16 protein-coding genes are annotated in these 12,603 nt (G+C 62.8%); 9 read left to right on the forward strand and 7 right to left on the reverse strand.

Annotated features, from left to right (window positions below; all coding sequences use genetic code 11):
• Positions 1–94 precede the first annotated feature (94 nt).
• Together AC0IPL_RS16670 and AC0IPL_RS16675 are read left to right on the forward strand one after the other, a co-directional pair.
• On the forward strand, positions 95–1,075 hold the full coding sequence (locus AC0IPL_RS16670) for an AI-2E family transporter (RefSeq protein WP_474275846.1): 981 nt from the start codon (positions 95–97) through the stop codon (positions 1,073–1,075).
• Between the two features lie 303 nt (positions 1,076–1,378).
• On the forward strand, positions 1,379–1,936 hold the full coding sequence (locus AC0IPL_RS16675) for a PRC-barrel domain-containing protein (RefSeq protein WP_474275848.1): 558 nt from the start codon (positions 1,379–1,381) through the stop codon (positions 1,934–1,936).
• A 211-nt stretch (positions 1,937–2,147) separates the two neighbouring features.
• Here the strand turns inward: AC0IPL_RS16675 and AC0IPL_RS16680 are convergent, their stop codons facing one another.
• A complete protein-coding gene (locus AC0IPL_RS16680) occupies positions 2,148–2,735 on the reverse strand; it encodes an exopolysaccharide biosynthesis protein (RefSeq protein WP_474275850.1) in 588 nt (195 codons plus the stop codon).
• Between the two features lie 206 nt (positions 2,736–2,941).
• On the opposite strand from AC0IPL_RS16680, the gene AC0IPL_RS16685 reads away from it, so the two are divergent.
• The 3 genes from AC0IPL_RS16685 (at position 2,942) to AC0IPL_RS16695 (ending at position 3,974) form a co-directional block, all read left to right on the forward strand.
• The gene (locus AC0IPL_RS16685; RefSeq protein ID WP_474275853.1) at positions 2,942–3,430 is read left to right on the forward strand and encodes a hypothetical protein; all 489 of its coding nucleotides are present in this window, start codon (positions 2,942–2,944) and stop codon (positions 3,428–3,430) included.
• Between the two features lie 28 nt (positions 3,431–3,458).
• Entirely contained in the window at positions 3,459–3,584 is a 126-nt protein-coding gene (locus tag AC0IPL_RS16690) for an entericidin A/B family lipoprotein (protein WP_474275856.1), read from the forward strand.
• Positions 3,585–3,782: 198 nt separating this feature from the next.
• Positions 3,783–3,974 (forward strand): PLDc N-terminal domain-containing protein, encoded by a 192-nt coding sequence (locus tag AC0IPL_RS16695; RefSeq protein ID WP_474275858.1) that lies wholly within the window; start codon positions 3,783–3,785, stop codon positions 3,972–3,974.
• 123 nt (positions 3,975–4,097) lie between these two features.
• On the opposite strand, the gene AC0IPL_RS16700 is transcribed toward AC0IPL_RS16695, so the two are convergent.
• The 4 genes from AC0IPL_RS16700 to AC0IPL_RS16715 are packed head-to-tail and all read right to left on the reverse strand — an operon-like array spanning position 4,098 to position 8,157.
• A complete protein-coding gene (locus AC0IPL_RS16700) occupies positions 4,098–5,582 on the reverse strand; it encodes a phospholipase D-like domain-containing protein (protein ID WP_474275860.1) in 1,485 nt (494 codons plus the stop codon).
• Positions 5,560–7,332, reverse strand: a complete 1,773-nt coding sequence (locus AC0IPL_RS16705; RefSeq protein ID WP_474275863.1) for a sensor histidine kinase — start codon at positions 7,330–7,332, stop codon at positions 5,560–5,562. Before AC0IPL_RS16705 ends, AC0IPL_RS16700 begins: the two co-directional genes overlap by 23 nt.
• On the reverse strand, positions 7,329–7,901 hold the full coding sequence (locus AC0IPL_RS16710) for an RNA polymerase sigma factor (protein WP_474275865.1): 573 nt from the start codon (positions 7,899–7,901) through the stop codon (positions 7,329–7,331). Before AC0IPL_RS16710 ends, AC0IPL_RS16705 begins: the two co-directional genes overlap by 4 nt.
• Positions 7,894–8,157, reverse strand: a complete 264-nt coding sequence (locus AC0IPL_RS16715) for a NepR family anti-sigma factor (RefSeq protein WP_474275868.1) — start codon at positions 8,155–8,157, stop codon at positions 7,894–7,896. Before AC0IPL_RS16715 ends, AC0IPL_RS16710 begins: the two co-directional genes overlap by 8 nt.
• Positions 8,158–8,186: 29 nt before the next feature.
• Here AC0IPL_RS16715 and AC0IPL_RS16720 point away from each other — a divergent pair, with 29 nt between their 5' ends.
• Positions 8,187–9,002, forward strand: coding sequence for a response regulator (locus AC0IPL_RS16720; RefSeq protein ID WP_474275871.1), 816 nt, complete (start codon positions 8,187–8,189; stop codon positions 9,000–9,002).
• A gap of 216 nt (positions 9,003–9,218) precedes the next feature.
• Here the strand turns inward: AC0IPL_RS16720 and AC0IPL_RS16725 are convergent, their stop codons facing one another.
• Positions 9,219–9,716 (reverse strand): Dps family protein, encoded by a 498-nt coding sequence (locus tag AC0IPL_RS16725; RefSeq protein WP_474275873.1) that lies wholly within the window; start codon positions 9,714–9,716, stop codon positions 9,219–9,221.
• Between the two features lie 161 nt (positions 9,717–9,877).
• Positions 9,878–10,036, reverse strand: a complete 159-nt coding sequence (locus AC0IPL_RS16730) for a DUF1328 domain-containing protein (RefSeq protein WP_474275876.1) — start codon at positions 10,034–10,036, stop codon at positions 9,878–9,880.
• 289 nt (positions 10,037–10,325) lie between these two features.
• On the opposite strand from AC0IPL_RS16730, the gene AC0IPL_RS16735 reads away from it, so the two are divergent.
• The 3 genes from AC0IPL_RS16735 to AC0IPL_RS16745 all read left to right on the forward strand — a co-directional run bounded on the left by AC0IPL_RS16735 (position 10,326) and on the right by AC0IPL_RS16745 (position 12,521).
• Positions 10,326–10,622 carry a hypothetical protein gene (locus AC0IPL_RS16735; RefSeq protein WP_474275878.1) on the forward strand — a complete coding sequence of 99 codons (297 nt, stop codon included), beginning with the start codon at positions 10,326–10,328 and terminating at the stop codon, positions 10,620–10,622.
• A 194-nt stretch (positions 10,623–10,816) separates the two neighbouring features.
• Positions 10,817–11,077 carry a hypothetical protein gene (locus AC0IPL_RS16740; RefSeq protein ID WP_474275880.1) on the forward strand — a complete coding sequence of 87 codons (261 nt, stop codon included), beginning with the start codon at positions 10,817–10,819 and terminating at the stop codon, positions 11,075–11,077.
• 193 nt (positions 11,078–11,270) lie between these two features.
• Positions 11,271–12,521, forward strand: a complete 1,251-nt coding sequence (locus tag AC0IPL_RS16745; protein WP_474275883.1) for a cation:proton antiporter — start codon at positions 11,271–11,273, stop codon at positions 12,519–12,521.
• The last annotated feature ends 82 nt before the right edge of the window (positions 12,522–12,603 follow it).

Genomic DNA, 12,603 nt, shown 5'->3' on the forward strand with positions numbered 1-12,603 from the left:
CCTCTGATAAATTCGCCCCCACAACCGGGCAAGAACCAGCACAGGGCAATAACAAATGTGGCAAACAATAACCGCCCGGCGTGCGATAAGGGTCATGCTTCTGATCATCACCCTGGTTACCTTGGCGGCGGCCCTGTATTTCGCCAAGCCCATCCTGGCACCGGCGGTTTTTGCCCTGGTCGTCGGCATCGTCGTGGCACCGCTGGCCGATCGGTTAGAGCGTATCGGCGTCAGCCGGGTGGTGGTCGCCAGCAGCCTGCTGATCCTGTCCACGGCCCTTCTGGCCCTGCTCATCCTCTCTCTCGACCCACTGGTATCGACGCTCGCCAGCAACATTCCCCGCATCCAACAGGAAATCCGCGGCTGGCTGGAAATGGCCTCAGGGTTGCTGCGCGGCATCGAAAGCATCAGCAGCGAGCTGGAGGAAACCATGGGCAGTGCGGCCCCCGATGCCGAGGGGAGCGGTCTGCCGACGCTGATGGACGCGCTATGGCTCGCGCCCAACTTTGGCGCGCAGATGTTCATCTTTGCCGGCACGTTGTTTTTCTTCGTCCTAACCCGAAACGAACTTTATGAACAATTCGGGCAACATGCCGTCCGCTTCTTTCGCGCCGAGCGGGCGGTGGCACGCTACTTCGCGGCGGTGACGATCGTCAACGGCGGCCTCGGCGTGGCCACCGCGGCCGCGCTGGCTATGATCGGCCTGCCCGGCGCCCTAATCTGGGGAATGGCGGCGGCGATGTTGAATTTCATTCTCTACCTCGGTCCTCTGCTCATTCTGGCCGGACTGACGGTGGCCGGGCTGACCCAGATCGGCGGCGCCGGCGCCGTGTTACCGCCGCTGTTGTTTCTGGTGCTGAACCTGACCGAAGCGCAATTCGTGACCCCATATTTTGTTGGCCGCCAGCTGCAACTGGACCCCTTGTTCGTGTTCTGGGCCATCGTCTTTGGTCTGTGGATCTGGGGGCCGCTGGGTGCGATTGTCGCGCTGCCGGTATTGTTGTGGTGCGGGCGCATGCTCATGCCCCCGCCTGAGCCTGAGGACACGGCCGACACAACCGCGCCTCTTCGCTGAGCGCCGAGCCGAAGCGGTTTCACGCGCCCTCGTGGCGGTGTCTGTGCGATATTGCGGGCAGAACCGCGCAGCGCGCCGCCCCTTTCCCGCCAGCGGCAGGGAGACCTGCGACCGGGCCATGCATAAACCCGCCTCGGCCAGCGCCCAGATCCGCCTGAAAACCATATATTTTCCCGCACAGGCGCGATGCGAGATTTAATTTTGAAAAAATTTCTGCCTCGCTGGAACCATGACCCCTGACGATGAGTTGAGTGGCTGTAACTCAAGCGCGCTGACGAGTGAAACATGAAGGAGATCAAACCGATGAAACGTCTTTTGCTCACCAGCTCACTGATTGCCGCGACCGTGGTGCCCGCCTATGCCGGAACCGAAGCCAACCTGTCCGGCTCTGCCAACACCAGCGCCGAGGTGACCACCCAGGGCGCAGATGTCTCGGCCGATGCGAGCGCCATGGGCGATGCCAAAGCCGCCTCCACGCCGCTGATGCCCGCGACGGAAGAGCCGAACACCGCCGAGAGCAACAGCGACGCAAAACTTGACGCAACGCTAAACGCCGAAGCCGATGGTCCCGCGATGGAGCCGCTGGACATGAACGAAATAACCGCAGCCGCCCTGACTGGCGCGCCCGCCTATGACGCCAAGGACGAACACATTGGCGAGGTGTCCGAGGTGATCGTCAACACCAATGGTGCGGTCGAAGCGCTGATCGTGGATGTCGGCGGCTTCCTGGGTCTGGGCGAGAAGCCGGTGGAACTGCCGATGTCAGACCTGATGATCCTCGAAGCCGAGGGTGACCTGCGCGTGAGCACCCGGATGAGCCAGGATCAGCTGGACGGGCTGCCTGAATATCAGGGGTCGTAACGAAACAGGTTTCAAAGGGGTTGCCTGACCTCTTTGAGAGCCGCCCTTCTGCCCCGTCCCTTCACCGGTTTTCCTGCCTCGTACCGGTTTGGGCAAAAGGGCGGCCATATGGACCGGGTTCCGAATTGGAACCCGGTCTTTTTCTGTTTAATGCACGAAGCGGGCCGACCATACACCGTCGGCGCACGCCCGTAGGTCGGCGGCAGTGGGGTCAGATCAGCCCCACCATGAGCGCGGCGGCAGCGCAGGCAAGCGCCGCCAGGGTTAGCACCGCGATCAACCCGTCATGGGTCAGCATAGCAAAGGCGAGAAGCGCTACCGCGACCCCCAGAATGGAAGAGGAAAACGGAACCACTTCCAGCATCGGCATCAGCGCACCGCACAGCAGGCAGACAAACCGGAGCAGCGATACGAACGGCTGCGCCATCACGAATGTCAGCCGCTCGGATGCGTGCCGGTCCAGCCAGTCAGCAGCGCGGCGCATGGCTGAAACCGCCTTGTCGGCGCGCGCGCCCTCGATCTCCTTCTGGGCCAGCCATCGTGGCAGCCACAAGTTCGAGCGACCAAAAAGCATCTGCCCCGAGACGAGGCAAATCAACACCCCGCAGGTGGAGGAAAACAGCGGCACACCGCTCAGCGGGGAGACCACTGCCAATGCCGGAACCGCCAGCACCGCCGACAGGGACTTGTGGCCCAATTCCTCTGTCAGGCGGGCAACGGTGAGCGGACCGTCATTATCGTGCGTGATACGGGCAACGTCGTCGAGCACCTCGGAGGCGGGGTGATTAGATTTATCCATGGTGTCCTGCATTTTGTTTGTACGGTTACTCGGGCTCAACGCGTGGGCCCGATGCGCAGTTCCGCCTCCCCCAATGGAGCCGGCAGCCCGGCGGAGGCCCGGTCCGGCGTGTCCGATTTATCCCTGAAATCAGGAACTATTTCACAGATCAGAGCGTTTCAAACCCGTACCCCAGGACGGGGAAGATATGGAAAGGAACATTGAAAATGACTCATCTGATCCGAACCACTGCCCTCGTTACGGCCATGGCCACCGCGGTTTCCGCCAACACAATGGTCGCGGATATTGAGGTGACCGCCGATTTGACCGCGATTGAAAATTACAGCGCCGCGGAAGCCTGGGCGACCCTCGAGACCGATCTTGAAACCGCCCTGGCGGCGCAGCTGGTCAATCAGATTGCCGACCCTGACGCAAAAGAAGCTGCTGAAATCGAGATCGAAATCGACTCGGTGTCCCTGGCGAACAATTTTGAGAAGTCGCTGGGCGTCGGCGAATGGGTCCTGAAGGGGGATGTGGATATCGACATGCCGGATGCCGCAGATGACCTGCGCTACGACCTGACCGTGTCGGCGGACCAGCTGAATGCATATTATCCGGAAGGCACGGACATGGCCCAGGTCAGCATCGACAGCGAAGTATTCTACAACGCCATCATCGAAGCTTTCGCGGCCAACGTGGCCTCGAAACTGAAGTAATTCAGACCCTCAACAAGGAGGTACTACTATGCGCACCCCATTGATTCTGGCCCTGCTGTTCGGCCTGGCGGCCTGCGAGACCACCGAAGGTTTTGGCCGCGACGTGTCCAATTTGGGAAATGAAATCACCGAGGAATCGCAAGAGGCGCAATAACCGCGCACCTTTCTCTCGCACGTTTCCCCGAAGAAGCCCGGCGACTGGTTTGTCGCCGGGCTTCATGGTTTGCATCACCCCGCCGGTGCCCCCCCGCCCGGAACTTTTCCCGCCAGAGGTGCGTTTCATCTTCGACACGGGCACGGCGCGCACACAGCCGCGCACCACTTTGTGCCCCGGTAACACAGGAGATATCCCATGGTTGAACTCGCAGGCCTCGGCGGTCTTATTCTATTGGTCCTGGCCATTTGGGCCATCGTCTCGATCATCGGGTCCTCCGCCAGCACTGGCGCCAAGGTGCTATGGGTTCTCTTCGTGCTGGTGCTGCCGCTGATCGGCTTCATCTGCTGGCTGCTGTTTGGTCCGAAATCCTCGCCTCGCCAGATCTGATCTGGGTCAGGTTTGACCCGTTGGACGACAACGAAGAAACACCCGGCGCGCTCGGCGCCGGGGGTTTCTGTTGGTGCGCGCGACCAATTTGCCGACGGTTGAAACGAAACCCGCTGTCGGGTCTCAGACAATGTCTTCGGTGGCGCCCGGCAGATGCTGCTGCATCTCGGCCATGTTGTCCGGATCATGTGGAACCAGCAGCCCGCGCCGCGCTTCGGGGCGGCACACCTGGTTGCGCTGGATCTGCTGTTGCCACCAGCCAGCAGCACGGACAGGGTCCAGCGCTGCCTCGGGCAGATCTTCCTGCCACCAGTGCCGGGCGAGCGCGTGCCACAACCGGCTGATCCGTTCCGGCCGGGTAATACGCAGCGCCGCCTCGGTGTCCCAGCGCAGCGAGCGGCCGTTCAGGTTGGCAGAGCCAATCATCGCAAAGTCGCGGTCGGTCAGCAAAACCTTGCTGTGGACATAAATCACCGGCGAGCCTGCGAGAACCGAAGGCGCGTCCCGCGCCGCCATGCGCCGCTGCACGGGGCTGGCCACGCAGGCGCGCGACCCGAAGGCCTCCATCACCTTGCTCAGCGCCTCCGCTTGCAAGGCCATGCCATAGCGCGCGTCCAGTTCCTCGTTTCCGTCGAAGGCAACATCCTCCGGCAAAGCCGGCAGGATCAGGATCAACGACAAATCCGGATTGCGTCTCGCGGCGGCGGCCAGACCCTCGGCGATGGGGCCAGAGCGCAGGAACTGGGTCTCCAGATAGATCAGGTTCTGCGCCTGCTCAAAGGCCGCCAGGTGATCCTCCTCTATCTCGCGTAGCGCGGTGCGGGGCGACAGCGCCCAGAACGCGGCGGGGCGCGGCACCGACAGCGTGCGACGGACGTATTCCCCCTGCCGCGGAGACTGGCGCAGCGCGATTTCATCCTGAAAACGGTCCAGATGATCCGCGGCTTCGGCGGCCTCGGGCCCGCTCAGCATCAGTTGCACATCGGCCCAGGTCTGATGCGCGTGCTGGTCGTGCTTCAGCGTGTCATATCGGCGGCGGTTCATATCCAGCCCCCCGATGTACAGCCGTTCGCGGTCAATCACCGCGACCTTCTGATGATGTGTCACCGGATGGATCTGCGGCACGCCCTGCCGCCGCGCCGCGCGAGGTTGCAGTCGTTTCGGCAGCTTGCGCAACTTGCTGATCACAAACGGCGAGAGCGCCAGACGCGGCAGCAATCCCGCCCGCGCCGGATGCAGCGACGCCACCACCGACAGGCGGGCGGCGGCGTCCCGGTCCAGTCCGTCCGCGATCTTTTGCGCCTGCGACAGGGTGTCTTGCGCCGCGTCATGCAACGGCGCGCCGACCACAGGGTCAAAATCGCTGACCACCAGCCGCACCCGCACCCCGCGCCGCAGCGCGTCAGCAAAGAGATCGGCCCAGGTGTCGCCAACGGCCCGCGCTTGCGGGCTCAGCAACTCGGTGCTGAGGTCAAACAGGCGGAAGCTGGCCGTCACCTCCCGGCGGGCCTCCAGCACTGCGCGTTCGAAGGCCGGCCAGGCCTGCTCAGCGGTGATCAGTACCTGGAAATCGTCGTCCTGTGTCTCAGCTTGCTGCTTGTTCAGCATCGTGCTCTTGCTCCAACTGGGGGGCTTGGGGCGGAACCGCCCCGTCAACCGCAGGGAAGCCAAGCCGGTAGACAAACCACCCTTCCGTTTCACGGGTTTCGGTCTGGCCGTCCAAGTGGGACGCGAACGCCGTCATCAAGCGCGCACCGATGCCGGTGCCGTCCATCGTTTCTTCCTCCGCCAGCAGCGGCTCGCCCGTTGTGTTGCTGATTTCAAGTTCCAGCCAGCCCTCCGCAGGCTCACGCAGGCTGACCCGGATCTCCGGGCGGCCCTGTTCCGGTGTGCCGACATATTTGACGGCATTGGTCATCGCCTCCGACACCAGCATCGACAGGGTTACCGCCTGATCCTGGCTCAGCGGCGCCTGCACAAGGTCTGTCTCAATGTTCAGCGCCTTCCCGGATCCCGTCGCCATCAGGCCAATTTCGCCGATCAACTCCTCGATCAGTTCGCGGCTGCCGACGGTGGTCACATCCGGGTTGGTGTTGAGGCTGCGGTGGATGGTGGCCAACCCCCGCACGCGGCGCTGCAACTGCGACAGCATTCGCCGTGCCTCTGGCGTTCGCGCACCGCGCGCCTGCATGTTCATGATTGAGGCGATCAGTTGCAGGTTGTTCTTGACCCGGTGATGCACCTCGCGCAGCAAAATGACCTTTTCCTCCAGATCCTGTTCACGCCGCCGTTCCGCTTCGCTCAGGATCAGGACCATCCGGTTGAATGACTGGCGGGCCTCCTCAAATTCGCGCGGCGGCGCGTTCAGAACCAGCTGCGGCGCTTCGCGTTCACCCAATGCATAGCGCCGCATGGCCCCGCGCAGCGCGCTGAGATGGCGGATCACCATCTGCTGAAGGCCAAAGATCGCCACTGCAATGCCAGCCAGCCACATCACGACCGGAAACGCCAAGGTCATCAGCGAGGACGGGCTCGAGCTGACCAGCATCGCATCTTCGACGGGCCAGCTGCCGAGAACCGCGACCTCGCCGGGCAGAATGCGGCTGACGGCAAAGAAGCGTTCGCGTCCGGTGCGCGCGTCCTCGAAGAAACTGCCGCCCGCGCGGCCCACCAATTCCTGCAGAGGCACCGTCTTCGGCAAGGCCTTGCCCGCCTTGTCCATCGGCAGACTGGCGGCCAGCACTTCGCCCTGCGCATCGACCGTAAAATACTGAATACCCTCATCGTTGCCACGGGCGCCCGGCAGCGTCCCCGTGAGCTGATGCGGGATCGCGATGGAGACATAGCCGAGCAGGATACCATCCCGTTGCACCGGGCTGGTTGCCAACAGTTGCGGACCGTCACTGCCGAGCAGACCGCGGTCAACCGCGAACGACAGGCGCGTTGCCTCCCGCGCCTTGAGAGACAGCCATTTTTCCGAAGCCCGCTTCATCTCGCCGCCAGAGGCGCATTGCACCTGCCCCTGGGGCGTCAGGAAGGCCGCAAATGTGAATGGATTGGGCCCATCGGTAAAGGTGCGCATCAGGGCAGAACAACCGTCAGGATCCTCCAGCACCGGCACAATGGCAGATGCCAGCCCTTCGGTCGCGCCCCCGGCGCGCTGCAACAGCTCGCGCTGGCGCGCCGCAGCCCGCTCTGTACGGGCCTGCAGCGACGCATGCGACAGCCGGGTGGCTTCATCCACCACCGCATTGGTCTGGTACACCGCGATCATGCCAAGTGGCAGCAGCGCAACCGTCATCAGCGCCGCAAGCCGTATCAGCAAGCCGCCGGATTGCAGCCGGGAAATTTTTATCATGCGGCGCCCTGTTGGGCCACGATCCCCGCGGTAACCGTGTCTGTCAGTTCCATCTGACTGTTGCCGTCCATCTCCATCAGTTCGCTCAACCGCGCGCGCGCCCGGTTGACGCGGCTTTTGATGGTGCCGGTCCGAACACCGCACATTTCGGCAGCTTCTTCATAGGAGAACCCGCTGGCCCCAACCAAAATAAGTGCTTCGCGCTGTTCGTCGTTCAGCTGGGCGAACGCGACGTTGAAATCGCGCATGTGCAGTCGACCATCGTGATCGGGCTTTTGTGCCAAGGCGCCGGATAGCACCCCATCGGCGTCCTCAACCTCGCGTTTGCGTTTGCGACGCAGCGAATAATAAGTGTTGCGCAAAATCGTGAAAAGCCACGCCCGCATGTTGGAGCCGACTTCGAACTTCTCGATGTTGGTCCAGGCCTTGATCAGCGTATCCTGCACCAGATCGTCGGCCGTGGCACCGTTGCGGGTCAGGCTGATGGCAAAGGCACGCAGCGCGCCCAGGTGTTCTACCAGTTCATCTCTCGGGTCGCTGGATCCGGCCGCGGGTATCATCTCAGCCATTGGCTCCGGCTCCCCCATTCTGGTCGCGCCCGGGGACCGATCCGGCCTCCTTTTGCTGCAACTGTTTCAGCAATTCGGTGAATCGATCCGGGACGGGCTCATTCGCCAACTGGTCGAATGCCCGCTTTAGGTTTTCATCGATTTCGCGATCGGCCTGTTCATCGCGTGGCCGGGCGCGTTGTGCCTGTGTCATGCAATCCATCACTTTTTTACGCAGTTTCTGGAACCAAACGCACGGCAGTGCGTATTGTTCCATATATATTGCAAAAAAAGGGACATCGCAAAATGACCGATCAACCGGGAAATCTCATCGCCAGTCAGATCGGGGCCAACCTGCCATACCTGCGCCGCTACGCCAGGGCGCTCACCGGCAGCCAGACCAGCGGCGACAACTATGCGCTCGCGGCGCTGGAGGCTATTCTGGCAGATCAGGCGGACTTTGACAGCTCGTTGCCCCCGAAAGTGGCCCTGTTCCGGGTGTTCCATGCGATCTGGTCGACATCGGGCGCGCTTGCCCAGGATGACGACGACAGCTCCAGCCTTGCCGCGAAGGCCAACCGCTATCTCAAGCGACTGACCCCGAACACCCGCGAGGCCCTGCTGCTGCACACCATCGAGGAATTCAGCGCCGCCGACACCGCCAGGGTCATGGGCATCGACAGCGACGAAGCCTCGGAACTGATCTCGATCGCCTACCAGGAGATGTCGCGTGCCACCACCGGGCGGGTGATGATCATTGAGGACGAGGCCATCATCGCGATGGATCTGGAAGCCATCGTCACCGACATGGGGCACCAGGTCACCGGTATTGCCCGTACCGAAGCCAGCGCGCTGGAGCTGGCCGCCCAGGAACCCGCCGATCTGATCCTTTCGGACATCCAGCTGGCGGACAAATCCAGCGGTATCGACGCGGTAAACGGCATCCTGGCAAAGCACGGCGATCGTCCGGTGATCTTTATCACCGCCTATCCCGAACGGTTGCTGACCGGCGAAGGGCCGGAACCCGCCTTCCTCATTTCCAAACCCTATGCCGAGGAACAGGTGCGTTCCGCGGTCAGCCAGGCCATGTTCTTCTCCTCGACCGAAACATTGAAGGTCTGAGCACCGGGGCCAGTGAGGAAGCCCCACAGCTACCCAAGTTCTGGACGGGCCGCGTTGCGCGGCCCGTTTCATTTTGCGCATACCTTGCTGGTCGGCCGCATCGCAGCGCCGCGGTCGCCCGCGGTCAGTTCGCAAACCCAGGCCGCTCCGTGCTTGGTCGGTCGGGGTACAGGCCTAATGGCAGGCGCTGCGCGCCTGCCACCTTCCGCCACTCAATCAGGACTTGGCGATTGCCCGCAGCATCCAGGCAGCCTGCTCGTGGAAAGCGGAACGCGCGGTGGCGAGGTCTTCGGTCACGATATCGCGGCGCCCCGACGCAACTTCCGCAAGGGCATGCAGGCGGTGGGCGACGCGCTCGTGGTTGGCGACGAGATCTTCGGCCATCTCCCGCGCGGTCAGCTCACCGTCCGCATCCTCAATCCGAGACGAGCTCAGGATCTCCTCCATCCGGGACGGGGCCAGATGCCCAAGTGCCCGCACCCGTTCCGCCAGTTCGTCAGCGGCAGCAAACATGTTCTCGTAGTGCTCCTCGGTCAGCTTGTGCATCGAATAGAAGGCCGGGCCTTCGACGTTCCAGTGATACGCGTGGGTCTTGAAGACCAGGCGATAGGTATCCGCCAGCACATCGGACAGCCCCTTGGCGATCGCACTGGTGTCCCGAACGCCAGTCTTTACGGAATCGGCGCTCGGCGTGATGGAAAGCGTGTCAGTCATGGTTGGCTCCTTGCCTAAAGTGTCTGGTGTTCAGTTCGTAAGACAAAGACCCAACGTCGGCGCTTTGCCATGGTTCCGGTTGCTCTGAAAGATTGACAGCGCCAACCGAAGGAAGATGGCTGTGGGCCGACCGCAGCTGGCGGCCCGAGGCCCGCGCAGGTTCAGCGTCTGGCACGAAAGACCAGCGCGACCACGAACAGAACAAGAAAGATGAAAAAAAGGATCTGAGCGATCCCGGCAGTGGCCGCAGCGATGCCGCCAAATCCGAAGATACCGGCGATGATTGCGACGACCAGAAATATCAAGGCCCAGTTTAGCATGCCGTATCCTTTTCAGTGACGTCTTGTGTGGGACCAACCCGCGGTCTTGGCAAAAGTTCCCGCCGCCTGTCTACGCCGACGCCGCAGGGACCGCCCCCAAGCAAGCCCACCCGGGGCGTGGACACACGCGTTGCCCCCGCGGTTGCCACCTTCGTCCCGCCCCGCTGGTTGCCCCTGCGGCCTTCTGTCCCCCCCCCTCTACTCGTGACGGCTCCTCCAGTCCGGACGTTTACCTGAGGCGGAACTTTTTCTGGGGCTGCACTGTTAAGGTTGCGAAAGGAGAACAGACATGGCTGAGGCAAGAACACTTACATCCGTCAAGACCGAGGTGTCCGAAGCAGGCGCATTTGCACGGGAGGCGGCAGCATCGCTGACCAAGGCCGCAAAAACCGCTGCCGATGCGGCGGTTGAAACAGGCGAGCAGGCCCGTGGCCGGGTTGCAGCAGAGACCCAGGAGGTCGTGAAATCATTGCATAGCGTTGCGGACGGGGGGCGCAGGTTTATGCGTGAAAACCCCGCACTGACGCTGGCCGCCGCTGCAGGGGTTGGCGTGCTTATCGGCCTGGCGGCCCGCAAGAAGCGCTGACCGCCCCCCCCCCAGATAAGACTGTAATCGCGCCCCCGCCGCAGCCGGGGACGCACGTGCTGGCAGTGCCGCCACGCTCTGGGGCGCAGACTGACGATCCCTGAATGGAGCCGAGCGGCACTTGCCGAAATCTGGTTGGAACCAACCGGCATCCGACTGCGTTAGGACGGTGAACCCACGCGCCGGAGGTGACTATGCAACTCCCAAACGAACGGCTCGAACAGTTACACACAGAGCTTCGCACTGCGCTCAGCGAGCGGCAGAGCGAACACGCGCGCACGCAGCACGCGTACGGTGAGGTTCCCCGTCAGCTCGACCAGGCTGAGACAGAAATCCGCAACTGGACAGAGGATGCCCAAACGGTCCGGGCTGACACCCGCGACGACCGTGCAATTGCCGATCTGGTGGAGCGCGCGAAACAGATCAATCAGAAGCTTTGCCAAAGCTTTGGATAGATATCCGCCCTATGACCGTCCCCCCGTCATACAGGCGGACCCGAGGGACGCACGGCCCTCCCCCCCGGAATTCAGCCGGGCGCCGTGCGTCCCGTTTTTCTTGGCCGCGCCTGTCGTCAAGGGCGAGTTTGGCGGCGCATGCCGACATGACGTCCATTGGTCCGGCAAACGCATACGGGGGTAACCCAGGTTAATGAACAATATGGACGCCACGGAGTTCTTCGGCCTCGCGCCCTATCACATGATGCTCGCGGCCGTGGGTGTGATTATCATCCTTGCCCATTGGGGGCCGCGCTTCGTCTCGTCGCGCGAACCCGCCTCCGCGCCGTTGCTGATCCTGTTGGGGGTGGCCAGCGCCTGGTTGGTCCCGTGGCTGCCGGAGATGCCCGACCCGCGCAGCTCCCCCAAACCTTGGGAGATCGTCAGCGAGCTGACCGTGATTATCGCGCTGTTCACGGCCGGACTGCGCCTGGACAGCCTGAGCCCCTGGCAGAAATGGATACCGACAGCCCGGCTGTTGCTGATCGGCATGCCCCTGACCATCTTCGCCATGGCGCTGATGGGCTGGGGGCTGGCCGGGATGACGCTCGCCGGGGCGGTTCTCCTGGGTGCGGTTCTGGCGCCGACCGACCCTGTCTTGGCGGGCGATGTGCAGGTGGGGCCCCCGCAGGAAGGCGACGAACATCCGGTGCGCTTTACCCTGACCACAGAGGCGGCGCTGAATGACGGGCTGGCCTTTCCCTTTGTTTATCTGGGCATCGCCATCGCGTTGCAGGGGGCCGACCCGCAGGGCTGGCTAGTTGAATGGGTGGCGATTGATGTGATCTACCGGATTACCGTCGGCGCGGTGATGGGAATCTGTGGCGGCTGGGCGTTGGGACAGGTGCTGTTCAACGTGCCCCGCCGCGCGGTGCTGGCCGATACCGGGTCTGGTGTCGTGGCCATTGCCGGTGTGCTGCTGTGCTACGGCTCCACCGAATTGGTCGAGGGGTACGGCTTCATCGCCGTCACGATGATGGGCCTCACCCTGCGCCGCATCGAGAGCGCGCACCGGTTTCATCGCCGCTTGCATGATTTCTGCGAAACCATCGAACATGCGCTCACGGCGCTGCTGCTGGTAGCGCTGGGTCACATTCTGCCCACGGTTCTTGCGGACCTGACCTGGACGCATTTTGCGATGGCGCTGTTGCTGATCGTCGTCGTGCGGCCCCTCGCCGGGTGGATTTCGCTGGTCGGCTCGCAGCTGCCGCGCCGGGACCGGCAGGTGGTGTCAGTGTTTGGCGTGCGTGGGATCGGGTCGATTTATTACCTTTGCTACGCCGGTACGCATCTTGAGTTCGTGAATGAGCTGGATCTCTGGGCCTTGATCGGTTTGTCCATCCTGCTGTCGACCATGCTGCATGGGTTCTCGATCGGTTGGGTGATGGACAAGATCAGGAGTTGAGCCACGCCAACCGGAGCCGTCAACAACAAAGACCCAGCGGGGGTACCGCTGGGTCTTGTGCAATTTTTAGATCCAAACCGAA

The sequence above is a fragment of the Leisingera sp. SA32 genome (assembly GCF_056033425.1).